General features: G+C 71.7%; 27 protein-coding genes and 1 tRNA gene. 16 read left to right on the top strand and 12 right to left on the bottom strand.

The genetic code is table 11. From position 1 onward, the window contains the following. Window positions 1-17 precede the first annotated feature (17 nt). The 5 genes from F0U47_RS18590 to rdgB all read left to right on the top strand — a co-directional run bounded on the left by F0U47_RS18590 (window position 18) and on the right by rdgB (window position 3,919). Window positions 18-1,019 (top strand): ABC transporter ATP-binding protein, encoded by a 1,002-nt coding sequence (locus F0U47_RS18590; protein WP_188111422.1) that lies wholly within the window; start codon window positions 18-20, stop codon window positions 1,017-1,019. Continuing rightward, a complete protein-coding gene (locus tag F0U47_RS18585) occupies window positions 1,016-1,831 on the top strand; it encodes an ABC transporter permease (protein ID WP_149751982.1) in 816 nt (271 codons plus the stop codon). The genes F0U47_RS18590 and F0U47_RS18585 overlap by 4 nt, the downstream gene beginning before the upstream one ends. 100 nt (window positions 1,832-1,931) lie before the next feature. Next, on the top strand, window positions 1,932-2,576 hold the full coding sequence (locus F0U47_RS21365) for a sulfotransferase family protein (protein WP_188111421.1): 645 nt from the start codon (window positions 1,932-1,934) through the stop codon (window positions 2,574-2,576). A gap of 36 nt (window positions 2,577-2,612) precedes the next feature. Further along, a complete protein-coding gene (gene rph / locus F0U47_RS18570) occupies window positions 2,613-3,320 on the top strand; it encodes a ribonuclease PH (protein ID WP_149751980.1) in 708 nt (235 codons plus the stop codon). Beyond that, window positions 3,317-3,919, top strand: a complete 603-nt coding sequence (rdgB, locus tag F0U47_RS18565; RefSeq protein WP_149751979.1) for an RdgB/HAM1 family non-canonical purine NTP pyrophosphatase — start codon at window positions 3,317-3,319, stop codon at window positions 3,917-3,919. Before rph ends, rdgB begins: the two co-directional genes overlap by 4 nt. Window positions 3,920-3,926: 7 nt before the next feature. Here rdgB and F0U47_RS18560 read toward each other — a convergent pair. From F0U47_RS18560 to bcp, 3 genes are all read right to left on the bottom strand, one after another. Next, window positions 3,927-4,007, bottom strand: a tRNA-Leu gene (locus F0U47_RS18560). Window positions 4,008-4,039: 32 nt separating this feature from the next. Beyond that, a complete protein-coding gene (locus tag F0U47_RS21360; protein WP_188111420.1) occupies window positions 4,040-5,326 on the bottom strand; it encodes a hypothetical protein in 1,287 nt (428 codons plus the stop codon). A gap of 25 nt (window positions 5,327-5,351) precedes the next feature. Next, window positions 5,352-5,834 (bottom strand): thioredoxin-dependent thiol peroxidase, encoded by a 483-nt coding sequence (gene bcp, locus F0U47_RS18550; protein ID WP_149751978.1) that lies wholly within the window; start codon window positions 5,832-5,834, stop codon window positions 5,352-5,354. Between the two features lie 75 nt (window positions 5,835-5,909). Between bcp and nicT the strand changes: the two genes are divergently transcribed. The 7 genes from nicT to F0U47_RS18515 all read left to right on the top strand — a co-directional run bounded on the left by nicT (window position 5,910) and on the right by F0U47_RS18515 (window position 11,394). Further along, window positions 5,910-7,028 carry a Nickel transporter NicT gene (gene nicT / locus F0U47_RS18545; RefSeq protein WP_246159693.1) on the top strand — a complete coding sequence of 373 codons (1,119 nt, stop codon included), beginning with the start codon at window positions 5,910-5,912 and terminating at the stop codon, window positions 7,026-7,028. Next, window positions 7,025-7,270, top strand: a complete 246-nt coding sequence (locus tag F0U47_RS18540; protein ID WP_149751977.1) for a DUF3618 domain-containing protein — start codon at window positions 7,025-7,027, stop codon at window positions 7,268-7,270. Before nicT ends, F0U47_RS18540 begins: the two co-directional genes overlap by 4 nt. Next, window positions 7,267-7,599 carry a GroES family chaperonin gene (locus F0U47_RS18535; protein WP_149751976.1) on the top strand — a complete coding sequence of 111 codons (333 nt, stop codon included), beginning with the start codon at window positions 7,267-7,269 and terminating at the stop codon, window positions 7,597-7,599. The genes F0U47_RS18540 and F0U47_RS18535 overlap by 4 nt, the downstream gene beginning before the upstream one ends. Window positions 7,600-7,830: 231 nt before the next feature. Then, window positions 7,831-8,793, top strand: a complete 963-nt coding sequence (locus tag F0U47_RS18530; protein WP_149751975.1) for a WYL domain-containing protein — start codon at window positions 7,831-7,833, stop codon at window positions 8,791-8,793. Next, window positions 8,786-9,787 (top strand): helix-turn-helix transcriptional regulator, encoded by a 1,002-nt coding sequence (locus tag F0U47_RS18525; protein ID WP_149751974.1) that lies wholly within the window; start codon window positions 8,786-8,788, stop codon window positions 9,785-9,787. The genes F0U47_RS18530 and F0U47_RS18525 overlap by 8 nt, the downstream gene beginning before the upstream one ends. Before the next feature lie 79 nt (window positions 9,788-9,866). Then, on the top strand, window positions 9,867-10,298 hold the full coding sequence (locus F0U47_RS18520; RefSeq protein WP_149751973.1) for a limonene-1,2-epoxide hydrolase family protein: 432 nt from the start codon (window positions 9,867-9,869) through the stop codon (window positions 10,296-10,298). Between the two features lie 142 nt (window positions 10,299-10,440). Beyond that, window positions 10,441-11,394: a PDDEXK family nuclease gene (locus F0U47_RS18515; protein WP_223162825.1), complete on the top strand. Its 954-nt coding sequence runs from the start codon at window positions 10,441-10,443 to the stop codon at window positions 11,392-11,394. A 65-nt stretch (window positions 11,395-11,459) separates the two neighbouring features. Here F0U47_RS18515 and F0U47_RS18510 read toward each other — a convergent pair whose 3' ends face one another. Together F0U47_RS18510 and F0U47_RS18505 are read right to left on the bottom strand one after the other, a co-directional pair. Further along, window positions 11,460-12,761: a DUF2786 domain-containing protein gene (locus F0U47_RS18510; RefSeq protein ID WP_149751972.1), complete on the bottom strand. Its 1,302-nt coding sequence runs from the start codon at window positions 12,759-12,761 to the stop codon at window positions 11,460-11,462. Window positions 12,762-12,828: 67 nt separating this feature from the next. Further along, window positions 12,829-14,265, bottom strand: coding sequence for a sulfatase family protein (locus F0U47_RS18505; RefSeq protein ID WP_149751971.1), 1,437 nt, complete (start codon window positions 14,263-14,265; stop codon window positions 12,829-12,831). A gap of 278 nt (window positions 14,266-14,543) precedes the next feature. On the opposite strand from F0U47_RS18505, the gene F0U47_RS18500 reads away from it, so the two are divergent. Then, window positions 14,544-15,245 carry a hypothetical protein gene (locus F0U47_RS18500; protein WP_149751970.1) on the top strand — a complete coding sequence of 234 codons (702 nt, stop codon included), beginning with the start codon at window positions 14,544-14,546 and terminating at the stop codon, window positions 15,243-15,245. A 152-nt stretch (window positions 15,246-15,397) separates the two neighbouring features. On the opposite strand, the gene F0U47_RS18495 is transcribed toward F0U47_RS18500, so the two are convergent. From F0U47_RS18495 to trxA, 5 genes are all read right to left on the bottom strand, one after another. Beyond that, the gene (locus F0U47_RS18495; protein ID WP_149751969.1) at window positions 15,398-16,408 is read right to left on the bottom strand and encodes a zinc-binding dehydrogenase; all 1,011 of its coding nucleotides are present in this window, start codon (window positions 16,406-16,408) and stop codon (window positions 15,398-15,400) included. Between the two features lie 19 nt (window positions 16,409-16,427). Next, window positions 16,428-17,009, bottom strand: a complete 582-nt coding sequence (locus F0U47_RS18490; RefSeq protein ID WP_149751968.1) for a YceI family protein — start codon at window positions 17,007-17,009, stop codon at window positions 16,428-16,430. A 49-nt stretch (window positions 17,010-17,058) separates the two neighbouring features. Then, complete coding sequence (locus F0U47_RS18485; protein WP_149751967.1) at window positions 17,059-17,391, bottom strand: rhodanese-like domain-containing protein; 333 nt, start codon at window positions 17,389-17,391, stop codon at window positions 17,059-17,061. Window positions 17,392-17,496: 105 nt separating this feature from the next. Continuing rightward, window positions 17,497-18,012, bottom strand: coding sequence for an ester cyclase (locus tag F0U47_RS18480; RefSeq protein WP_149751966.1), 516 nt, complete (start codon window positions 18,010-18,012; stop codon window positions 17,497-17,499). After that, window positions 18,009-18,353 (bottom strand): thioredoxin, encoded by a 345-nt coding sequence (gene trxA / locus F0U47_RS18475; RefSeq protein WP_149751965.1) that lies wholly within the window; start codon window positions 18,351-18,353, stop codon window positions 18,009-18,011. Before trxA ends, F0U47_RS18480 begins: the two co-directional genes overlap by 4 nt. Before the next feature lie 71 nt (window positions 18,354-18,424). On the opposite strand from trxA, the gene F0U47_RS18470 reads away from it, so the two are divergent. After that, entirely contained in the window at window positions 18,425-18,859 is a 435-nt protein-coding gene (locus F0U47_RS18470; protein WP_149751964.1) for a MarR family winged helix-turn-helix transcriptional regulator, read from the top strand. Between the two features lie 28 nt (window positions 18,860-18,887). Here the strand turns inward: F0U47_RS18470 and F0U47_RS18465 are convergent, their stop codons facing one another. Beyond that, the gene (locus F0U47_RS18465) at window positions 18,888-19,586 is read right to left on the bottom strand and encodes an SDR family oxidoreductase (protein ID WP_149751963.1); all 699 of its coding nucleotides are present in this window, start codon (window positions 19,584-19,586) and stop codon (window positions 18,888-18,890) included. A 93-nt stretch (window positions 19,587-19,679) separates the two neighbouring features. On the opposite strand from F0U47_RS18465, the gene F0U47_RS18460 reads away from it, so the two are divergent. Together F0U47_RS18460 and F0U47_RS18455 are read left to right on the top strand one after the other, a co-directional pair. Beyond that, the gene (locus F0U47_RS18460) at window positions 19,680-20,111 is read left to right on the top strand and encodes a winged helix-turn-helix transcriptional regulator (protein ID WP_149751962.1); all 432 of its coding nucleotides are present in this window, start codon (window positions 19,680-19,682) and stop codon (window positions 20,109-20,111) included. Between the two features lie 100 nt (window positions 20,112-20,211). Then, window positions 20,212-21,999 carry a SpoIIE family protein phosphatase gene (locus F0U47_RS18455; RefSeq protein WP_223162824.1) on the top strand — a complete coding sequence of 596 codons (1,788 nt, stop codon included), beginning with the start codon at window positions 20,212-20,214 and terminating at the stop codon, window positions 21,997-21,999. 2 nt (window positions 22,000-22,001) lie between these two features. On the opposite strand, the gene F0U47_RS18450 is transcribed toward F0U47_RS18455, so the two are convergent. Next, window positions 22,002-22,469, bottom strand: a complete 468-nt coding sequence (locus F0U47_RS18450; RefSeq protein WP_149751960.1) for an MFS transporter — start codon at window positions 22,467-22,469, stop codon at window positions 22,002-22,004. Window positions 22,470-22,569 lie beyond the last annotated feature (100 nt).

Here is a 22,569-nt window from a genome sequence, read left to right as displayed (position 1 = left end):
GGGGCAGGCTGTGGCCCATGATCACGGTCGATCACCTCACCAAGGCGTACGGCGGGTTCCGCGCCGTCGACGACGTCAGCTTCGTCTGCCAGCAGGGCCGCGTCACCGGCTTCCTCGGTCCCAACGGCGCCGGCAAGACCACCACCATGCGCGTCATGGTCGGTCTGACGCCGGCGACCAGCGGGCAGGTCACCATCGGCGGCCTGGACTACGCCCACATCCCCAACCCCGGCCGCCACGTCGGCGTGCTGCTCGACGCCTCCGCCCAGCACGGCGGCCGCACCGGGCGGGAGATCCTCACGCTCGGCGCGCTCGCCATGGGCCTGCCGTCGGCGCGGGTCGACGAGATGCTCGCTCTGGTCGGGCTCTCGGACGTCGAGGCGAAGCGGCGGATGCGCAACTACTCGCTCGGCATGAAGCAGCGGCTCGGCATCGCGCACGCGCTCCTGGGTGATCCCGAGGTTCTCATCCTCGACGAGCCGGCCAACGGGCTCGACCCGGCAGGCATCCGGTGGATGCGCGGCCTGCTGAAGTCGTACGCCGACCGCGGCGGCACCGTCCTCCTCTCCAGCCACCTGCTCAACGAGGTCGAGCTGATCGCCGACGAGATGATCCTCATCGGGCACGGCCGGATCGTCGCGCAGGGGGACAAGAAGTCGCTCCTGGCCGGCGCCCAGGGTGCCGCCACGTCGCTGGTGATGTCCCTCGACAACACCGCCCTCGCGACCGAGCTCGCCCGGCGCGGCCACCTCGTCGACCCGATGGGCGACGGGCTGCGGGTCAACGCCCCGACCGAGGAGGTCGGGCGGGCCGCGCTCGCGGCGGACGTCGTGCTGACCGACCTGAGGAACGGCGGGGTCGGCCTGGAGGACCTGTTCCTCGAGCTCACCTCGGCCACGGCACGGGACGGGGCGGGCGCCGTACCTCCGCCTCCGCCGCCGCACGGCGTGCACGTGCCGCCGACGCCGAACATGCCGCCCGTCGACTCGCCGCTGACCCCTCCCGGAGGCCACCGATGAACAGCACCGCTGCTCCTGCCGCCCCGACCCTCGACATCTCCGGCACCCGGCCGATCCCGTTCTGGCGGCTCGTGCTGGTCGAGCTGCGCAAGACCTACGACACCCGCGCCGGCTTCTGGCTGCTCTTCACGATCGCGCTGCTGATCTCGCTGCTGCAGGTCGTGCAACTGGTGGCGTTCCTCGTCCAGGACTTCGTCTTCACCACGTTCACCGACTTCACGGGCAACGTCTGGCTGGTGTCGCTCGTGCTGGTGCCGATGCTGCCGATCCTCCTCGTCACGACCGAGTGGACGCAGCGGACCGCGACGGTCACCTTCGCCATCGAGCCGGTCCGGATCCGCGTGATCCTCGCCAAGCTGGCGGTGGCGGTGCTGCTCGCGCTCGCGGCCGTGGTCCTGATGTTCGTGGTCGCGACGGTGTGCACGGCCATTGCCGACCTGGCCAAGCCCGAGCTGACCGAGTGGCGGGTCGAGAAGGAGTTCCTGTTCGTCGGCGCGCCCCTCACGGTGCTGACGACGACGGTGTTCGGGTTCGCGGTGGCGTGCCTGCTGCTGAACACGCCGGCGGCCATCGTGCTGTTCCTGATCACGTGGTACGCCTCGGTCGGCATCTTCGCCGCCGTGGCAGCGCTGATCCCGGCCTTCGCCGACGTGTTCCCGTGGGTCACCCTGCAGGTCAACGTGCTGCTGCTGGCCGACGGCGCGCCGTCGGACGCCGAGGAGTGGGGGCACCTCCTGGTGAGCCTCGGCCTCTGGATCGTCCTCCCGCTCGCGGTCGGCCTGTGGCGGATCCTCAACGCCGAGGTGAAGTAGGGGACAACCGCGCGCCCGGACTTGTCACCGGGACGCAAGGTTCGGGCGCTGATCCGCGCGACGCCGGTGCACACCCGATGCGCGGGCTACCTTGCGCCGCATGGCTCCTCGGGTGGTCGGCGCAGGTGTGGGACGCACAGGCACGCTGTCGCTCAAGACCGGGCTCGAGCGGCTGCTCGGCGGGCCGTGCTACCACGGCAGCGACGTCTTCACCCGGCCCCGCCACATCAGGATCTGGCGCGCGGCCGCTCGCGGCGATGCTGTCGACTGGGCTGCTTTCCTCGACGGCTACGCCGCCGTCGTCGACTGGCCGGCCGCCGCGTTCTGGGAGGAGATCTGCGCCGCGTTCCCCGACGCGGTCGTGCTGCTGTCGACGCGGGAGTCGGTCGACGCGTGGCACCGCAGCGCGGACGAGACGATCTTCCGGTACGCACCGCTGGCGCGGGTGAGCCCGGTCGTCCGGATGTTCTCCGAGGTCCTCGCGGCGCGGTTCACGCCGGATGCCCGGGACCCGGAGGAGGCGAAGGCGGCGTACGAGCGCCACAACGCGCACGTGCGTGCGACGGTGCCGCCCGACCGGCTGGTCGAGTGGTCGCCGGGCGACGGCTGGGAGCCGCTCTGCGCCGCGCTCGGCCTGCCGGTGCCGGACGAGCCGTTCCCGCGGGTCAACACGAAGGCCGACTGGGACCGGCTCCCCCGGGTGTGGGCTCTCGGCGCCCGGATGCTGGAGCGGGTACGTCGCTGAGCGCCCTGGGTGGGGCGGCGGCTAGGTTTCTGCCTCATGAGTACTCGTGAGGACGGCCGCGCGGACGACGAGCTGCGCCCGATCAAGATCACCCGCAACTGGCTCGACCACCCGGCGGGGTCGGTGCTGATCGAGTTCGGGAAGACCCGGGTCCTCTGCGCGGCGTCGGCGTCCGAGGGCGTGCCGCGCTGGCGCAAGGGCAGCGGCCTCGGCTGGGTGACGGCGGAGTACGCCATGCTCCCCGCGTCCACCAACACCCGCTCCGACCGCGAGTCGGTCAAGGGCCGGATCGGCGGCCGCACCCACGAGATCAGCCGCCTGATCGGCCGGTCCCTGCGCGCGATCATCGACTACCAGGCGCTCGGCGAGAACACCATCCAGCTCGACTGCGACGTGCTGCAGGCCGATGGCGGCACCCGCACCGTCGCCATCACCGGCGCCTACATCGCGCTCGCCGACGCCTGCGCCCACCTCGGCGTCACCAACGCGCTCACCGGCTCGGTGGCGGCGGTCAGCGTCGGCATCATCGACGGCGTGCCGCGGCTCGACCTGCCCTACGTCGAGGACGTGCGGGCCGAGACCGACATGAACGTCGTGATGACCGGTGACGGCGCCTTCGTCGAGGTGCAGGGCACGGCCGAGGGCGCGGCGTTCTCGAGGGCCGAGCTCGACGCGCTCCTCTCCCTCGCGGAGAAGGGCTGCGCCGACCTCACCCGGATGCAGCGGGAGGCGCTCGCGTCGTGAGGATCCTGGTCGCCTCGCGCAACGCGAAGAAGCTCGAGGAGATGCAGCGGATCCTCCGCGAGCACCTCACCGAGGTCGAGGTGCTCGGCCTCGACGACGTGGCGCCCTACGACGAGCCCGTCGAGGACCAGCCCACCTTCGAGGGCAACGCGCTGCTCAAGGCGCGGGCCGGCGTGGCCAGCTCGGGGCTGCCGACGCTGGCGGACGACTCCGGTCTCTGCGTGGACGCGCTCAACGGCATGCCGGGCGTGCTCTCGGCGCGGTGGAGCGGGCCCCCCAAGTCCGACGACCGCAACAACGAGCTGCTGCTCGCCCAGCTCAGCGACGTTCCGGACGAGCGGCGTACGGCCCACTTCGCCTGTGCCGTCGCCCTCGTCCTGCCCGACGGCACCGTCCGAGTCGTCCACGGCCGGATGGACGGCCGCATCGTCCGCGAGGTGCGGGGGGGCGGTGGCTTCGGCTACGACGTGCTCTTCGAGGCCGACGACATGCCGGGCGTCACCACCGCCGAGCTGACGCCAGACGACAAGGACGCGATCTCCCACCGCGGCAAGGCGTTGCGGCAGATCGCGCCGGTCGTCGCCGACCTGCTGCGCTGATCGCGGGTGCCGGAGGCGGGATTCGAACCCGCACGCCCTCGGGCACAGGTTCCTAAGACCTGCGTGTCTGCCGTTCCACCACTCCGGCGTGGTGCCGCCATGATCCCAGGTGGGACGGCGTCACTGCTCCCAGACCCAGGTCTCCAGGACGTCGTAGTAGGTCTCGCGGAACTCCGAGTCGCCCTGCTGGAAGCTGCCGGTGATGGAGTACTGCTCGTCGCCGGAGATCACCAGGTAGGCGATCTGGTGCACCTCGAAGCCGTTCGCGTTGGTCCACTTGAGCTCGACCCCGACCGCCGTCTCGCCGCCGATCTCCATCGGGTCGATGTCGACCGGCGTCGCGCCCGTCGACTGCTCCAGCACCGTCTTCCACTGGTCCCTCAGGTTGTAGACGTCGGTCTCGCCGCGGGCGGAGGACGATTCGACCAGGATGTTGCCGCGGGCCTGGGCGATCGAGTCGCCGGGAGCGGCGATGCTGTCGATCGTCCCCGTGGTGTCCTCGGTGTCGGCGGTCAGGTCCTGCCAGTCGCTGCTGGGGAACGTGTAGTGGTAGCCGTTTCCCTGGAGCGTGAGGGCCGGGTCGGTGGTGACGGTGCTGCTGGTCTCGGTCGAGACGCTCTCGGAGCCGTCGGTGGTCGTGCCCTCGTCGGTCTGGCCCGTGTCCTCACCGGCGGCCGGGTCGTCGTCACCGCCGGACAGCGCGATGATCCCGATGACGGCCACGACGCCGAGGACCACGACCGCGACGATGGCTCCGACGATGATGCCGGCGTTCGACTTCTTCGGCGAGGGCGTGCCGTAGCCCGGGCTCGCGGTGTAGGCGTACGGCGACGCCGGGCCGCCGTACTGCCCGGCCGACTGCGCCGGCTGGTGGGACGCAGCGGGCGCGCCGGGCGAGGGCCACTGCTGGGCGGGTGAGTACTGCGCCGGCGCCTGACCCGGGGCCCCGCTCGTGACTCCGCCACTGCTCGGCCAGCCGGTGGGCGCCGGCGGCTCGGGCTTGGAAGGCTGCTGCACGGTCGGTCCGGTGGCCGCGGCCGGCGGCTCGGCGGTGTAGGCGTCCGGCCGGAGCCGGGCGGCGAGGCTGACCGGGACCCGGCCGAGGGCGTAGCCGAGCACGGCGCACGCCCACTGCGACCCGGCCACGTCGGCGCTGCCCCGGTCGCGCGAGAGACGCTGACCGGCGGTCTCGACGGCGTCCTCGACACTGGCGCCGGAGTCGAGCATCGACACCATGCCCTGGAGCGCGCCCAGCCGGACCGCGTCAGTGAGGAGGTTGATCGTGCCTGTCGAGGCGCTGCCCTCGTCGAGGTAGTCGTCGAGCGCGCCGCGGAACGCATCGGCCTCGGCGAACAGCGACTCACCATGGTCGCGCGCCAGCTGCCGGAGGCTCTCGTGCAGTTCCATCGGTGTCCCTTCGTCGCGTCGCCGGTCAGGCGACGCCCAGCTCCCTGCGCAGCTTGGCGACGTGTCCGGTCGCCTTGACGTTGTACTGCGCGACCTCGATCTTCCCGTCCGGGCCGACCACGAACGTCGACCGGATCACGCCCTCCACGATCTTGCCGTAGAGCTTCTTCTCGCCGTAAGCACCGTACGCCTGGTGCGCGACGAGCTCGGGGTCCGAGAGCAGGGGGAAGGTGAGGCCGTCACGCTCGCGGAACTTCGCCAGCTTGGACGGGCTGTCCTTCGAGATCCCGAGCACCGTGAAGCCCGCGGCCTGGAGTGCGTCGAGCGAGTCGGTGAAGTCGCAGGCCTGCGTCGTGCAGCCCGGAGTCATGGCGGCCGGGTAGAAGTACACGATGACCCTCCGCCCCTCCTCCAGCAGCTCGTAGAGGTTGACGTCGCCCTCCGGGTCGGCGGCGAGGGTGAAGTCGGGGGCTGGGTCGCCCACCTCCAGACGGGCAGGTCCGGTCATCGTTGCTCCTGTCGGGTCGGACGGTTTGTGGCTTCTCGTTTGTTATTGCAAGCGACCCGCAATAACGTACGGCGCGTGCCTGCTCATCACATCACCCCGGGCCATCCGGCCGCTCACCCACCCGCCGGACGATCGGGCGACCGCCGGGCACTGGTCGGCCTGCTCGGCGCGGTGCTCGGCCTCAACGTGGTCGGCTGGGGGGTGCTCCTCCTGGTCGTCGCCCCGCAGGAGCTCAGCCTGGGGGACTCGCGCGTCTTCGGCGTCGGCGTCGGGGTGACGGCGTTCCTTCTCGGCGCTCGTCACGCCTTCGACGCCGACCACATCGCGATCATCGACAACACGACCCGCAAGCTCGTCGGCGAGGGGACGCGGTCGCTCGGCACCGGCTTCTGGTTCGCGCTCGGTCACTCGAGCGTGGTCTTCGGGCTGTCGCTGCTGCTCGCGATCGGGGTGCGGGCCGTCGCCGACCCGGTGCAGGACGACGGCTCGGCGCTGCAGCAGTCGCTCGGCGTCGTCGGGTCGCTCGCTGCCGGAACCTTCCTGATCCTGATCGGGCTGATGAACCTCAGCGCGCTGGTCGGCATCGTCCACGTCTACCGCCACCTCAAGGCCGGCACCTTCGACGAGGACGAGCTGCACCACCACCTCCACAACCGCGGCTTCCTCGCTCGCCTGTTCAAGCGGGCGATCGCGCGCGTGCGCAAGCCGTGGCACCTCTACCCGGTCGGACTGCTGATGGGACTCGGCTTCGACACCGCCACCCAGATCGCTCTGCTGGTGCTGGCCGGCGGCACCGCCGCCTATGCGCTGCCGTGGTACGCAGTGCTCGTCCTGCCGGTGCTCTTCACCGCCGGCATGACGCTCTTCGACACGATCGACGGGCTGTTCATGACCAGGGCCTACCGCTGGGCCGTGCTCGACCCGGCCCGCAAGCTCTTCTACAACTTCAGCGTCACGGCGCTGTCCGTGGCGATCGCCCTCTCGATCGGCGCGATCGTGCTGCTCCAGCTCATCGCCGAGGAGTTCGACCCGGCTTCACTGCGCTGGGTCGCCGGGCTCGACCTCAACTACGTCGGCTTCATGCTGGTCGCGGTGTTCGTGGTGGCGTGGGCAGCCAGCGTCGGCGCCTTCCAGCTTCTCGGCAGGCGGCGGGCCGCGGCCGCCGCGGTCGGCATTGATAGCCTGCCCCGGTGAGCCAGCAGCCGTCTGACATCGAGCGCGAGATCGAAGAGACCCGGGAGCGTCTGGCCGGCACGATCGACCAGCTCCTCTACCGGACGAGCCCGAAGACGATCGTCAGCCGCGAGGTCGCTCAGGTGAAGGCGTACTACGTCGACCCTGTGACCGGTCCGCGCACCGACAACATCCTCAAGACCGTGGGTGGTGTCGTCGGCGTCGTCGCGGTGTTCGTCCTGATCCGCAAGATCGTCCGATGAGCAGGGGGTCGGACAAGACCCCCATCAAGATGCTCCACGACCGCATCCTGTGCGAGTCGGACACCGAGGCGGGGGAGCGCCGGTCGTCGGGCGGGATCGTGATCCCGGCGACGGCGGCGATGGGCGCGCGTCGACTGGCGTGGTCGCGCGTGGTCGCGGTCGGACCGCACGCGCGGTCGATCGAGGCCGGGGACAAGGTCCTCTACGACCCCGAGGACAAGGCCGAGGTCGAGGTCTCCGGTGAGCTCTACGTCGTGATGCGGGAGCGCGACGTGCACGCCGTCGCGGCCGGCAGGCTCGGCGACGAGGCGGCAGGCCTCTACTTGTAGGTCGCGTGACCTTGTCGGCGTGGAACGCGTTACCTCCCCGGTGAGGCGCGCCACGCTGACCGTTGCCGCCCTGCTCGGTTCGCCTGGACGCCGGAGGAGATCGAGCAGCAGCTCGTGAGCACGGTCCACCTCCAGGGGTCGTAGGCTCGCTCTGCGGCGGTTCGGCCGCGACTGTCGACGCGGCTTGGGAAACTGGCCGTGGCAAGGTCGACGTACTCGGGAGGAGGCACCGTGGCTGCCAAGACGCCGGGCCGCGACCAGCGGGCCCCGATGGAGCGCCTGGTGCGGATCGCCGCCACCCTCCGCGAGCGCGGTGCGGTGGGGGAGACCGGTGAGCGGCTCGCGGAGATCGCGGGGTTCGACGGCGCTCGCGCCATGGACCAGCTCAAGCGCGACATCCGGTCCCTGACCGACCTCGGCTGGCAGATCGACAACATCGCCGGCCAGGGCGAGAACGCGCGCTACCGCATGCGGACCGTCGACAACCGGCTGCGGGTGCGGCTCACCCCGCCCCAGCAGCGGGCGCTCCAGCGCGCCGTGCTCCTCGCCGACCGCAACGACCTGATCGACCGGCTCGGGCTCGGCGACGCTGCGGGTCCGTCGGACGACCCCGGTGTCGTCGCCGGCGTCCCCACCACCGGTCATGACGCCGCTCTCGCGGCCGTGCTGCGCGCCGTGCGCCTGGGCTGCCGGGTCCGGTTCATCTACAAGGGGTCGCCGCGCGTCGTGCACCCGGAGTCGGTGCGGTCCCAGAACGGCACCTGGTACCTCCGCGGCCAGGAGGACCCGACCGACGGCAGCACGAACGAGCCGCCGGTCAAGGCGTTCGTCGTGGCCCGGATGAGCGACGTGACCGCGGACGAGCCCGGGACCGCCCGGCCCGTGCGCGCCGCCCGGCACCCCGGGCTCCACCCGATGAGCTGGCAGATCGACCCGCCCGTCGAGGTGACGCTCCAGACCACGACCGAGCACCAGCCCGACGTGCACCGCTGGCTCGGCGAGCCCGCGTCGGAGGAGGTCGGACCCCCGACGGGCGCAGGGAGCCGGACCGTCACCATGCGCTACGTCGTCACCCACCGTGCCGCGCTCCGGGCGCGGCTCTACGAGCTCGGCCGACGGGTCGCGCTCGTCGGGCCGGAGGACGTACGCCGCGAGCTGCTCGATGAGCTCGTCGAGCTGAAGGGCGGTGACTGACGTGCCGACGCCGAGGTACGCCGCCCGGTTCGCCCGCCTGCCCGAGGTGTTCGAGGTCCTCCTCGCCCACCCCGACGGTGTCCCGCTCCCGAAGCTCGCCGAGGAGGTCGGCGTACCTGCCGACGAGCTGCAGGAGGACCTGCTCGCGTTCTTCACCGCCGACCTCGTCACCGGCGACCCGATGCTCGGCCTGTGGCGTCCGCCGGTGCTGGAGTTCCTCGGCACCGACGGCGACTCCGACATCGACCCCCGCGACGCCGACATCGTCCGTATCGTCAACGACCGCCCGACCGAGGAGCTCGGGGTCGAGTACGTCGACGCCTCCGAGCTCGCGCTCGTCCACACCGCGGCCGTGGCCCTCCAGGAGGTCGAGCCGGACGATGACCTCGCCGCCGCGATCGACGTCCTCACCGAGACGATGGTCGGTGCGTCGGGCGGGCAGCCGGAGCCCCCGGCCTGGAACGAGCCGCTCCGGCCGATCCAGGAGGCCCAGCGCCACCGCCGCGCCGTCCGCATCGTCTACTCCCGCACCTGGCAGCACGGCGTGTCGACGCGGGCGATCCACCCCTACCGGCTGGTCCAGACGCGCCGCGGCTGGGAGGTCGACGCCGGTCCGCCCGACTCCGCCGGCCACCTCCGCACGTTCCTCCTCTCCGGCATCCGCGAGGTCGAGAGCCTCGAGGAGACCTTCGAGCTCCCCGACGGCCTCGCCACCATGCTCGACGAGCAGCGCGCGACCACCCCCGTCCGGATGGTCCTCCCGCACGGGTCCCGCTGGGCAGCCGACATGTACGCCGAGAACGTCACCGTCCTCCGCGCCGACGAGGACGACGTCGAGGTCGAGCTCGACCTGCTGCCGCCCCTGGTCGACCGCGTCGGCATGCTGCTCCTCGCCGCCGGCCCCGGCGCGTTCGCCCTCGACCCGCCCGAGGTCGTCAACGCCGGCGCGGTGCTGGCGGAGGAGCTGCTCGTGCACCACGGGATGCAGCGGTAGGGGTCGCTGCGCTGGTCGATCACGAGAACTGATCGGGACGGGGTGTTCGCCTTCGCGCTGGCCGCCTATCGTCGTACTCGTGACTGCTCCGTCTCATCTCGTCGTCGGTGACCCCACGGTGACCGTGACGGCGTTCTTCGCGGCGCTGGAGGACCGCGCCGTCAAGCAGGCGCTGGCGTTGGCCGACGACCGGATCGTGTGGCGCAACACGTCGTTGCCGACAGTGCGTGGAAAGCTGGTGGGTCGGATCCTTCGCGGGCTGGACCGCGACTGGATGAGCATCGGGGCCGACTTCCACCACGTGGCGGCCGCCGGTGACGTGGTGCTCACGGAGCGGACGGACCACCTCCGGATCGGGTCCCTCGAGATCGAGTTCTGGGTCTGCGGCACCTTCGAGGTGCGGGACGGTCGGATCGTGCTGTGGCACGACCACTTCAGCTGGGGCAACGTCCTGGTCGGCACACTGCGCGGTCTGTTCCGGATGCGCCGCCGCTCGCGCCGCGCCCGCTGACCCGGTTGGCGTGCGATCTTGCGTCACCACGTGACGCGAAATCGCACGCTTGACGTAGCGGATGCGGCGGCCGGTCGTGGTCCATCCACAGCCGGACGACGAGGGGTCGCGGGTCCGGGCCTCCTCTTGCCAAGGTCGCGGCGTGCGCTTCGACCTGACCGACCCCGACCTGGACCACCTGTTGCGGTGGGTCCAGCAGGGCGTGGTGTCGCGGCGTCAGATCGAAGGGATGGGCGGCCGACACAGTGACATCCGGCGGATGATCCGCCGCCGTGAGCTCACCTCCGTCCACCCCGGTGTCTACGTGAACCACACCGGTCGGCTCACCCGCGGGCAGCGTGAGTGGGCCGCTGTGCTCGCCGCGTGGCCGGCGGCACTGACCGACGACTCCGCGCTGCCCCGGCCGACGAGCCCGGCGATCCACATCGCGGTGCATCCCGGGCGGACACTGGAAGTCCCGCCGTTCGTCGTACCGCACCGCACTGCTCATCTCGACGACCTGGTGGACTGGCGGGCTGGCCCGCCCACCGTGCAGCTGGAGCATGCGTTGGTCAACGTGATGTCGCAGCACCTGCGAAGGCAGGACGTGGAGGGGGCCTACGCCGCTCTGACGTCCACGGCGTTCACCCGCCGCACCACCCCGGACCGGGTGATCTCGACCCTGGGGTCGCGCGCTCGCGTCGCCGGGCGGGCGCTCATCACGGAGATGGCGCAAGACCTGCGCGACGGAGCGTGCTCGGTGCTGGAGCGGGGCTACCTGCACCGGGTCGAGCGGCCGCACGGCCTTCCGCGAGCCGATCGGCAGGTCCGCAGCACTGCGACCGGGTCGGCCACCTACCAGGACGTCAGGTACTCGAGATACGGCCTGATCATCGAGCTGGACGGGCGCGGCTATCACGACAACCCGAAAGCCTGGGACGACGACGCCCGGCGGGACCTCGCGGGGCTCGCTTCCTCGGAGGTCCTGACTGCGCGCGTGACCTACGGACTGGTGTTCCGCGAGCAGTGCCGGACCGCTGTGTGGATCGCGACCATCCTCGGCAGGCGCGGTTGGGGCGGGGAGCTGAGGCGCTGTCCTGAGTGTCCGCCGCGCTAAGCGTGCGATGTCGGGTCACCCGGTGACGCAGGATCCCACTCTGATGGGCTCGCCCTCGGCGACCCTCAGCCGGCCTCGCCGAGGGCCTTGTCCTCGCCGAGCCTGGCGCGGTCGGCGGCGCGGAGGCCTTCCTCGGCGGCGCGGGGCGCGTCGTTGACCTTGGTACGGCGGTCGGCGGCCCAGGTGCCGCGGATGTTGTTGCGGCGCAGCGCCTCGGCGAAGAAGTCGTGGACGTCGAGCTCCTTCTGGCGTACGGCGAGTGCGGTCTCGGTCGAGGTGGGGCCGTCGGTGTCGACGCCCGCCTCGGCGAGCGCGGCCTGGCGGGCCTCGTCGAGACGCTCGCCGATCCGCCACGCGTAGGCCTCGTAGAACGCCAGCCGGGCGGTGATGGTGGCGACCGGGCGGGCGACGTAGCGCCGACGCGAGGCGTCCCACACGGTGCGCTCGTCGCGGGCGCCCGACCTCAGGTGACGCTCGCAGTCGGCGACCATCTGGACGAGCAGCGACTCGTACATCGCCTTGGTGACGGCGATGTCGGACGGGAAGCCGTGCATCGTGAGGGCGGTCGAGTCGTGGCTGATCGTGCACCGGATGTCGTTGGCGTGGGCGATGTTGAGCAGCAGCCGGACGTAGCGGGCGAGGCCTCGCTTGCCGCGCTCGCCGATCCGGTAGTTCTCGGCGACCGGCTGCTCGCGTCCCTCCTCCTTCGCGGTGTGGGCGCGGGCGACGGCGAGCGCGACCGAGTGGCGGGTCGCGAACGACTGGGCCTTCGACAGGAATGCTGCACGCTCGTGCTCGTTGCTCGCCCGCTCGGCCTGACGGAGCAGCTTGGCGAGCCGGGCGAGGGTGCCGTCGTCGACGGTGTGGACGACCTGCTCGAGCCCCTCGGCGGCGTAGGCGAGCTGGAGGAGCTGGGCAGTGACCGGCAGCCCGGCGTCCTCCAGCAGCCGCAGGAACGTCGCCCGCCAGGCCGGCGTGTGGTGCTGCTCGCCGGAGAGGTGGTGGGTCAGCTCGTGGAGCACGACCGTGGCCCGCAGCGCCCACCGGCCTCCGACGGCGTACGGCGGCAGCGCGATGGTCTGCGTCGCCGGCTCGTAGGTCGCCATCCGCGCACCGGCGCGCGGCCGGACGGTGACCACCTGCTGCTCGCGGCCGTCGTAGTCCTTGCCGTCCGCGCGCAGCCGGGCGAGCACGGCGTCGAGGTAGGTCGCTGCGGATCCGGGCTCGGTGAACCGCAGGTCCGGTCCCGGCTCGTAGGTCTGGCCGTCGACGGTGACCGTGGGGCGCTCGGGAGTGGTGGAGTCGAGCCACGCCGTGAGCCGGTCCTCAGCGGCGTAGACCGCACGCTGGTCGGGGTCCCTCGTCATGACCACGAGTCTGCCGGGTGGGCCCGACACTCGCCGTCCAGCCGCGCGGAGCCTGGGGACAAGCTTCTCAGCCCACCGGCGGCAGCGGTCCGAACACCCGGTTGCACTCGGCCGGGCCCGAGCAGCCGGACAGCACGGCAGTGCGTCGGGCGAGGGCGACCCGGATCGACGCGTGGCTCTGCCGTCGGATCAGGTTCGTCCGCTGGCCCGGGTCGCTCTCCAGGTCGTAGAGGAAGCCTCGGTCCGGGCGGCCGACGGGGGCGGCGTAGACGTAGTCCCGGGTTCGCACGCCGCGCCACCACCAGCCGGGCGATGCGTCCTCTCGCTGGTCGCCCGTCTGGATGAGCAGGGTGTCGCGGACCGTGTCGTCGACGGCACCGATCGGGAGCCCATCGAGCCTCCGCCCCGGGGTGGCCCCCGCCCACGTGACGAACGTCGGCACCAGGTCGACCAGCGAGACGGGAGTGTCGTCGCGGGTGCCGGGCGCGATGCCGGGTCCGCGGACGACGAGGGGCACGCGCAGGGAGCCCTCGTAGAGCCGGTTCTTGCCGAGGATGCCCTGCTCGCCCAGCTGGTAGCCGTTGTCGGAGGTGAAGACGAAGTAGGTGTGCTTCAGCTCGCCCGTGCGCCGGAGGAGGCGGACCGTCCGGGCGACCGCGTCGTCGACCGACCGCAGCGCGCGCAGGCGGGCACGCGTGTGGTCGATCAGCCAGCGGCGCTCCGCGGCGGTACCGCGGAAGTCGCCCTCTCGGATCACCCGGGGGAGCGCGTGCGCGTGGGCGTCGGCGTACTTGCGCTGGTAGACGGGGTGTATCTGGTGCGGCCTGCCCGGGAGCTTGGCGGCGTGCGGGGCGACGTGGTTGATCCACTCGAAGAACGGCTTGCCTGAGCGGTGGGCCCTCCGGATGGACCGGTCGGTGAGCTCCTGGACCGCCTCCGTGATGTAGGTGCCGCTGAACCGGGTGCCGCCCTCGAACCGGGTCGGGCGCAGGCCGTAGGCGTACTGGGAGGTGAGCTGCGGCTCCCAGACGTCCCAGCCGGGTGGCCGGCGGCCGCCGGACTGGTGGTAGTAGTTGAGGTACTTGCCGTGGAAGCCGTTGTGGTAGCCGGCTTCGTGCAGCCAGCGCGCGACGGTGTTCCGCGGTCGCAACAGCGACTGGTAGCCGCCCCAGGGGCCTTCGTTGTGCCGGACCCCGTTGTTCTGGGCGAGCTGACCGGTCGCCAGAGACGCGCGGGCGGGGCAGCAGATCGGGTGGGGCGAGATCGCGTTGGTGTAGGTCACGCCCCGGGCGACGAGGAGCCGCCGGACGTGCGGCAGGTAGCGCAGCTCGTCGGCCCGCATGTCGTCGGTGAGGATCAGCACGACGTTGGGGCGCTGCACGCCGGAGGGGTACGGCGCACCCTGCGCAGCCGGGCTCGGGTCGCCGCCCGGGGCCACCAGGCCGATCACGGCACCGGCCAGTGCGAGGAGGCAGAGGAGCGACCCCCGGATGGCGCTGAGCACTGTGAAATCCCCCTGGTCGTGGCGTCGGCGGGTGCCCACCCTGCCGAGGGCACGAAGGGGGATCGTAACGGGCGGCCCCTGGCTTCGGAGGATCCGCCGGAAGATCACCCGCCGGCGTGCTCCCCGCGGGCGCTGCGGCGTGCCGACCGGTCCGGGATGGCGGTCCTGGTCCCTTCGGACTACGCAGGAGCTCTTACGGCCCGACCTGGTCGCAGCGCCCGCGGCGGCACCTCGTCAGCCGCTACGTTCTCCACCAACGGCGGCTTGGGAGGGCTTGAGTGGGAACTTGGGGAGAGGCGTACCTGACGCGGTTGCGTGGGTGCGCGGGTCGGCTCGAGCGGGAGCTCGCCGACATCAGCGACCGGGACCGGGCGGTGCGCCTGGTCGAGGACGACGCGCGCCTGGTCGAGAAGGGGTTCGCCGACGGTCTGCTCAGCGTGGAGGCGGCGAGCCGGGTGCGGACGCTCGACCCGTTGCAGGCCGACGCCTGGCTCGTCGAGGGCGAGCCGGCCCGGCCGCGCTGGGAGCTGCTGTCCCAGCTGGCGGCGTACGTCGAGCTGCTCCGGGGCGGTTATCCGGAGCCCGTGGTCCGGTTCGCGACGTCCGAGAGCGAGCTGGGGCTCGACCTCGCGGCGGTCGACGACGACGGTCGGGTCCTGCTGCTCGGCGTCGCGCGGGCGGAGCCGCTGGAGCTCGCGAAGCTCGAAGCGCTGGTCCCGACGTTCGAGGACGAGGGCGCGGGGTTCACGGTGACCGTGCCCGGCCACGACGCGCGGGAGCTCGCCCGCCAGCTGTGGGCCACCCGGGCGCCGTACCTCTGGCTCGTCGCGGCCGGAACGCGCCGCCTCCACCGGGTGCAGTACGGCCGGACCATCCGGCTGACGCCGGTCGCGGAGCTGCCCGAGCCCGAGGACCTGTGGCCGTTCGGCGTGCTCGGCCCGACGCCCCGGATCGCGCTCGTCGAGCCCGTCGCGGGCTGATCGCCGCGGCCCACGGGAAAGTAAGACGCCCGCCGGCGTCTCGGGTCACCAGCGGGCGTTAGAACCAGTGTGCACCCGGCGCGACCGATTTCTAGTCCGTCCAGGCAAATTTCCCTCGCCGCGGCCGGATTCATCCGATCGGACGAGCCCGGTCACGCGGTCGGGTCGATGACGACCTTCCCGATCCGCTCCGGTGAGTCGAGCCTGGCGTAGGCCCCCGCGATGCCGGTCAGGGGGTGGACCGAGTCGACGAGGGGCGACCAGCGACGGTCGGCGACCTGCCCGAGCAGGGCGCTGAAGTCGCGGGGACTGCCCATCGACGACCCGAGGATGTCGACCTGCTTCCAGTACACCGACTGGACCCTGAGCGAACCGGTGGCGGCTGCCGCCTGGCCGACGACGGCCAGCCGACCGCCCGGCCGGAGGCCACCGACCATGGGCTGCCACAGGGCACCGGTGGGATCGAGGGCCAGGTCGGCGCCCCCGTCCGTGACGTCGGTGACGTACGCCGCGACGTCGGTCGTCGTGCGGTCCACGACCGTGTCCGCCCCGAGGGAGAGGGCGCGCTTCGCCTTCTCCTCCGTGGAGGTGACGGCAATGACGCGCGCCCCCGACGCGGCAGCGATCTGGATGGCCATGGTCCCCACGCCCGACGAGGCCGCGCCGACGACGACGGTCTCGCCGGCCGCGAGCCGCCCGCGGGTCACCAGCGCCCGCCAGGCCGTCACGCCGGCCATGGGCAGGGCGGCTGCTTCCGCCCACCCCATGTGGTCGGGGACCGGGTGGACGTTGGCGACGGGGACGGCGACGTACTCGGCGTGGGTCCCATGGGTGGGGGAGCCGAGGATCTCGTAGTCGGGGCCGGGAGCCACCTCGCTGGGGCCCCAGAACAGGGACGGGGAGATGATCACGGAGTCGCCCTCCCCCACGCCGCTGTCGCGCGCGGTCGCGCCGACCTCGACGACCTCACCGGCGCCGTCCGCGCCGAAGATCGCGCCCGGTGACTCCTCCTCCCGGCGCGCGAGCATCATCGCGTCCAGCCGGTTGAGCGCCGCTGCGCGGAGGCGGACGAGCACCCAGTCCGGCGGTGGGACGGGGACGGGGACGTCGGAGACGACGACCGGCGGGGCGGAGGGATCGGTCTGAACCACGGCAGCCTTCATGGCGTCTGCCCTTCTCTCGTCAGGCCGTCCGGAGCACCGTCTCGAGGTCGATCTCGATCTGGACCTCCTTCGAGACCAGCACGCCCCCGGCCTCCAGAGCCATGTTCCAGGTGACGCCGAAGTCCTCCCGGTTGACCTTGGTCCGCGCCGAGAACATGGCGCGGTCGCCTCCCCACGGGTCGCGGACGTAGCCCTCGAAGGACACCTCGAGCGGCACCTGCCGCGTGACTCCGTGGATGGTGAGCTCGCCGTCGATGCGGCCGCTGGTGCCGTTCCACTCCACGGAGGTGCTGTGGAACTCGGCCGTCGGGTAGGCCGCCACGTCGAAGAGCTCGGGGGACCTGAGGTGCTCGTCGCGGACCTCGCTGCCGGAGTCGACGCTGGCCATGTCGATGGTGACGTCGACCCGGGAATCGGTCATGTCCTCGGCGATGACGACGGCGCCGGTGACGCCGGTGAAGCGGCCGCGGACCTTGGTGACCATGAAGTGCCTGCCGATGAAGGCGACGTCGGTGTGGCCGGGGTCGATGTCCCAGGTGCCGGCGGCGGGAAGGACCTGGCCGTCGATGGTCCGGGTGGGGGTGGTGCTGGTCGTGCTCATGGTGGTTCCTCTCGGATGGTGGTGTCTTCTGGGAGCTACGTCGCCGCGGCTACGCCGCGGCGCTCTCGGTCGGGTTGCCGGCCTCGACCCAGTCCTGGATGCCGTCGCCGTACTTGCGGACGTTCGTGTAGCCGAGGCGCTCCAGCCGGGCGGCGACGGCCTGGCTGTTCCCGCACGCGGCGTTGGAGCAGTAGGTGACGATCTGCGCGTCCTTGTCCGGCAGGAGGTCGGCGGCGCGGGCGTCCACCTCGTCCTCGACGAGGTTGACGGCGCCGGGAAGGTGCTGGGCGGCGTAGTAGGCGGGCGGGAGCGCGTCGACGAGGACGACTGTCCCTGCGTCGATCAGCTTCTCGAGGTCGGGGCGGGAGATCAGCGTGGTCATGGCGTTCAGCCTTTCCTATAAAAGTGTGTGCGCACGCACATTAATCGAGACCGTGGCATTTCGCAAGTGCGTGGCTGCGCACCTTTCGCTCCGAGGTGGACCGGGTCACGCTGCCGTCAGGGGTGACAGCTGCTCCATGGCCACCTGAGCCACCGTCCGGTTGCGCTCGAGCTGCGCGGCGAGCCCGGCGCGGTCGTCCTGGAGCCAGACCTCGACGATTCGACCCTCGGCGACGCGGAAAGTGGTGGAGCCCATCTCGGTGAGCGGCAGGCCTGTGGGTGGATGGCCGTTGATCGGCCCCCGGTGCCGACCGTGCCGACGCCAGCGCACGAAGACGTGGTCGCCGTCGCAGAGCAGCTCGGTCACGACCAGGCGGGAGTCGCCGAGCGCGTCGAGCTGTGATCGGAGGGTCCCCGCGTAGTCGCTCGGCGTCCGTCGGGCCGTGCGAGGCAGGAAGCCCGTCACGTCGTGGAAGATCACGATGCCGGACATGAGCCGTTGCGCCGCGTCCGCGTCGCCCGTCACCTGGACTAGAGCCAGGAATCTCGTGACAACGGCGCCCGGGAGGGTGAGCCCTGGGAGGTACGGGACGTGGCCCGGTCGGACCTCGAACGTCCTCATGGCGTGGGCTCGGGTGCCTTGACGTAGCCGTCGAGGTCGCGCAGGAGTGCCCGCTTCGGCCTGGCTCCGCGGATCTGGCGCTCGACCTCGCCCCCGACGTACAGGTTGAGGGTCGGCATGCCCGTGATGCGGTAGGTGCTGGCCGTGACCGGGTTCTCGTCGACGTTGAGCTTGACGATGCGGAGCGTGTCCTCGTTCTCGTCGGCGATCTGCTGCAGGATCGGGGCGAGCTGCAGGCACGGGCCGCACCACGGCGCCCAGAAGTCGACCAGCACGGGGACGGGTGACGCGAGCACCTGGCTCGCGAAGTCGGCGTCGGTGACGTGGGAGATGTTGCTCATCGGATCTTCCTTCGTGGGGGGTGAATCGACAATGCGTTCGCACGCACGCTTATTCCGGTAGGTTTCGGTCCATGGCCGTGGATCCCGTCGCTGCGTGGGCCGGCCTGCTGCGCACCCATGCCGCGGTGGTCCCGAAGCTGGAGCGAGCGCTCGTGCCCACCGGGCTCCCGTTGACGTGGTACGACGTGCTGCTGGTCACCAACGCCGCGCCGGATCGACGGCTGCGCATGAGCGAGCTCGGGCGCCAGGCCGTGGTGAGCAGGGAACGGGTGAGTCGGGTGGTGACCGAGCTCGAGTCTGCGGGCCTGGTCGAGCGTCAGCCGAACCCGGACGACAAGCGGTCGTCCTTCGCGGCGATCACGCCGGAGGGCCGGCGGCGGCTGCGGCAGGCCGCGCCCGTCTACCTGGAGGCCGTTCGCGAGCACTACCTGGCGCACCTCACGGACTCCGAGGTCAAGGTCCTCGCCCGTGCTCTCGGCAAGGTCGTGGTCGCGGAAGAGGCCTGAGCGCCCGCCGTTGTCGCACATGACGCCGTCAGCCCAGCTGGGGGTACAGGACGGCGATCGGCGCTGCCAGGCCGCCCTTGACCTGTCGGGAGAGCTCGTCGGCGAGCACCTCGTGGTCGCCGGCGACGAGGCCGGCGTACGCGGCAGCGACGACGTCTGCGGGGTCGTTCTTGTCGGCGTCGATGCCGGTCGTCATCGGGGTGTCGGTGTAGCCGACGTGGAGTGCGACCACCTGGGTTCCCTGGCCGGCGAGCGCGAGCCGCTGCGTGTTGGTGGCGGACCAGAGGGCGGCCTTGGTCGCGCTGTAGGCATCGCCCACCGCAAGCCAGCTGAGGACCGAGAGGACGTTGAGCACTGCCCCGCCTCCGTTGCGCTCGAGGACCGGCCCGAAGGCATTGGTGACCTCGAGCTGTCCCCAGAAGTTCGTCTCGAAGAGCGCGCGCACGGCCGACAGGTCGGGGTGGAGGAGGGAGCTCCCGTTCGCCGCACCGGCATTGTTGACCAGGACCGTCACGTCGCTTGCGACCTCGGCGGCCCGGGCTGCGGACGCGGGGTCGGTGACGTCGAGCACGAGCGGCACGACCCGCGGGTCGTCCCACGCCTTCGGAGCGCGCGCGGTTGCGTAGACGCGGGTGGCGCCGTGGGCGAGTGCCTGGCCGACGAACTCGCGGCCGAGGCCGCCGTTCGCCCCGGTGACGAGGACGACTGCGTCCTTGATGTCCGTCATCGCTATCCCTTCTCGGAGGTCCTCACTGGGCGGTAGTGAGTTGGGAAAACCAACCAACTCGGTTTGATATTCCAACCTTGATAGACTTTCCTCATGTCAGTTGCCGCGGAGCCTCGCGAGTGCTCGATCGCCCGGACACTCGAGCTGGTGGGGGAGCGATGGACGCTCCTGGTCATCCGCGAGCTGATGGTGGGATCGCGCCGGTTCGAGGAGATCGCTCGCTACACCGGGGCGCCGCGCGACGTGCTCACCGCTCGCCTGCGCAAGCTCGAGGCGGACGGGCTGGTCGAGCGCCGTCCCTACCAGCAGCGGCCCCCGCGCCTCGACTACCACCTCACCCCGCTCGGCTGGTCCCTGCTGCCGGTCATCACCGTGCTGCGCGAGTGGGGGGATGACCACCTCGCGGGCGCGGACGGTCCCCCTCTGGTCCTCCGGCACACGTGTGGCGCGACTCTGCGGGCGGTCGTCTGCTGCTCGGCGTGCGGTGAAGAGGTCCGAGCCAGGGATCTCGCTCCGGTCGGCTGACCGCCGCCAGACGGGCTCTTCCCGGATTCCGCGGCGAGCCGGTCAGCCGCCGCCGTACGCTCTCGGGACAGACGGCCCGGCAGAGAGCTCGGTGGCAGCGGTGACAGGACGCGCAGGGTCGCGGGGTTCTCGGTGGACTTCCGACGTACGTCCGCGCGGGGACCTCGGCCGCTACCTCCTAGCCCTCGTCCTCGTCGGCGCGGCGTACTACGTCGGCGCCCGGGTGGGCCTGACCCTGTCGCTGGTCGAACGCAACGTGACACCGTTGTGGCCGCCCACCGGCATCGCGGTGGCTGCGTTCCTGATCGTCGGGCGGTCGTTGTGGCCAGGGGTCGCCCTGGCCGCGTTCGCGGTGAACCTGCCGATCAGCGAGGGAGCGTTGGCTGCTGCGGTCACGGCTGCCGGGAACACCCTGGCCCCGCTGGCAGCGGTCGTCCTCCTCGACAGGGTCGGCTTCCGTCGGCAGCTGGACCGCCGGCAGGACGCCCTGGCCATCGTCTTCCTGGGCGCTCTGGCGAGCACGCTCATCAGCGCGACGATCGGCGCGGGAACGCTGGTGGTGTCAGGAGCGATCGGCTCCGACCGGCTGCTCAACGCCTGGGCGGTGTGGTGGACGGGCGACGCGATGGGAGTGCTGATCATCGCTCCGTTCCTGCTGTGCCTGCCTCTCTTCTGGGAGCTGCCTGCCTGGTCGCCGGCCCGGTGGCTCGAGGCGGTGGTGATCCTCGTCGGCGCGGGTGTGACGATCACGTGGGCGGCCCAGTCCGAGCTGCGGACGCTCTACCTGCTCCCGCCCATCGTGGGCTGGGCAGCGTGGCGGCTCCAGCTGCGTGGTGCCGCACCGACCGCGCTCGTCGTGTCCCTGGTGGCCACGTGGTCGGCGACCCAGGGCGATGGCTGGTTCGCCCGCGAGTCGGTGTTCGAGCGGATGTTCACGCTCCAGACCTTCAACGCCTCCATCGCCCTCACCTCGTTCTTCCTCTCTGCCCTCGTCAGCGAGCGGAACCGGACCGCGGCCGCGCTGGAAGCGGCGACCGTCGAGCTCGAGGACCGGGTCGAGCGGCGTACTGCCCAGCTGTCCGCCGCGAACGCCCGGCTGGTCCAGGAGATCCGGGAGCGGTTCGAGGCAGAGGAGCAGCTGAGCCAGGAAGAGGCACGGGCCCGCCGTGAGCACGAGATCGCCGAGATCCTGCAGCGGAGCCTGCTCCCCGACCGGTTGCCGCAGATCCCGTCGGTGGCCCTGGCCGCGCGGTACGTGCCGGCCACCTCCGACGTGGAGGTGGGAGGCGACTGGTACGACGTGATCCAGCTTCGCGACGGACTCATCGGGCTGGCCATCGGCGACGTCGCCGGCCACGGTCTCTCGGCGGCCGCGACGATGGGGCAGATGCGCATGGCGCTGCGGGCGTACGCCGTGCAGGACCCGTCCCCGGTCTCCGTGATGAGCGGCGTCCACCGCCTCGCGACGCGCCTCTCGACTCCGGAGATGGTGACCCTCATCTACCTCGTGTACGACCCGGCCACGGGGACCTTGTGCTTCGCCAACGCCGGACATCCGCCTCCGCTGGTCTTCGGCGGCGGTGAGAGCAGGTACCTGGAGGAGGCGCTCGCGCCGCCGCTCGGGGTGACGGCCGAACCGGACTTCGCCGAGGACCAGCAGCACATGGAGGCCGGATCAACCCTGCTGCTCTACACCGACGGGCTGGTCGAGCGGCGCCGGGAGTCCATCCAGCTCGGACTCGACCGGCTGGTCCTCGCTGCCGAAGCGCACCGGGACACCGACGTCGACGCGTTGTGCGACGGCATCCTGTCGTCGCTCATCGACCCGCACCAGGTCGCCGACGACATCGCGGTCCTCGCCATGCGTCCCTTCTTCGCTCCCGGCTGACCTCACGGCCGGACCGGGGTCGCCGAGCACTCCTGGGCGTGCTGTGCCAGGACCGCCCGGCGGCGTGCCGTCGGCGGGCAGAAGGGGAGCGCGACGCAGGTCACGACGGCGGCGCCGACCAGCGCGATGGCATGGCTGGCCTGGCCGATGACGACACCGGCCAGGCTGGGCCCGACCAGGGTGCCGACGGTGAGGGCGGTGCTGACCGCGGCCAGCCCGGCGGCGGGGTGTGACTCGAACACCTCGGCGTTCCAGACTCCGTGCGCGGCGATGACCGTGGCGAAGAACGCGCCGAACAGGAGGGCCGCGACGAGAGCCGTGGCGGGGTCTGCGGTGGCTGCGCCCAGCAGTCCGAGCGCGGCCGCGAGCAGGACCGTCGCGCCGAGGTAGCTGGATCGCAGCCCCAGCCTCGCGAACGCGAACCCGCTCAGCGACCCGAGGACGCAGGCGAAGCCGCAGGCGGGGGACACCCCCCCCGCAGGGGGGGGGGCCCTGCCCGGCTGGTGCCTCGCGGCGCCGCCGGAGGGCCCCCCCCCCCCCCCGGCCGCCCGTCACGAACCCGGCCAGCGC

The organism is Nocardioides antri (assembly GCF_008373765.1).
Lineage (GTDB): Bacteria > Actinomycetota > Actinomycetes > Propionibacteriales > Nocardioidaceae > Nocardioides > Nocardioides antri.
The sequence above is the reverse complement of the archived record's forward strand: the minus strand, read 5'-3'. Positions and strand labels throughout refer to the sequence as shown.

Coding starts and splice junctions, on each gene's coding strand:
- F0U47_RS18590 (WP_188111422.1), top strand. CDS start 18: ATGATCACGGTCGATCACCTCACCAAGGCGTACGGCGGGTTCCGCGCC.
- F0U47_RS18585 (WP_149751982.1), top strand. CDS start 1,016: ATGAACAGCACCGCTGCTCCTGCCGCCCCGACCCTCGACATCTCCGGC.
- F0U47_RS21365 (WP_188111421.1), top strand. CDS start 1,932: ATGGCTCCTCGGGTGGTCGGCGCAGGTGTGGGACGCACAGGCACGCTG.
- rph (WP_149751980.1), top strand. CDS start 2,613: ATGAGTACTCGTGAGGACGGCCGCGCGGACGACGAGCTGCGCCCGATC.
- F0U47_RS21360 (WP_188111420.1), bottom strand. CDS start 5,326: ATGGAACTGCACGAGAGCCTCCGGCAGCTGGCGCGCGACCATGGTGAG.
- bcp (WP_149751978.1), bottom strand. CDS start 5,834: ATGACCGGACCTGCCCGTCTGGAGGTGGGCGACCCAGCCCCCGACTTC.
- F0U47_RS18535 (WP_149751976.1), top strand. CDS start 7,267: ATGAGCAGGGGGTCGGACAAGACCCCCATCAAGATGCTCCACGACCGC.
- F0U47_RS18510 (WP_149751972.1), bottom strand. CDS start 12,761: ATGACGAGGGACCCCGACCAGCGTGCGGTCTACGCCGCTGAGGACCGG.
- F0U47_RS18495 (WP_149751969.1), bottom strand. CDS start 16,408: ATGAAGGCTGCCGTGGTTCAGACCGATCCCTCCGCCCCGCCGGTCGTC.
- F0U47_RS18490 (WP_149751968.1), bottom strand. CDS start 17,009: ATGAGCACGACCAGCACCACCCCCACCCGGACCATCGACGGCCAGGTC.
- F0U47_RS18485 (WP_149751967.1), bottom strand. CDS start 17,391: ATGACCACGCTGATCTCCCGCCCCGACCTCGAGAAGCTGATCGACGCA.
- F0U47_RS18480 (WP_149751966.1), bottom strand. CDS start 18,012: ATGAGGACGTTCGAGGTCCGACCGGGCCACGTCCCGTACCTCCCAGGG.
- trxA (WP_149751965.1), bottom strand. CDS start 18,353: ATGAGCAACATCTCCCACGTCACCGACGCCGACTTCGCGAGCCAGGTG.
- F0U47_RS18470 (WP_149751964.1), top strand. CDS start 18,425: ATGGCCGTGGATCCCGTCGCTGCGTGGGCCGGCCTGCTGCGCACCCAT.
- F0U47_RS18465 (WP_149751963.1), bottom strand. CDS start 19,586: ATGACGGACATCAAGGACGCAGTCGTCCTCGTCACCGGGGCGAACGGC.
- F0U47_RS18460 (WP_149751962.1), top strand. CDS start 19,680: ATGTCAGTTGCCGCGGAGCCTCGCGAGTGCTCGATCGCCCGGACACTC.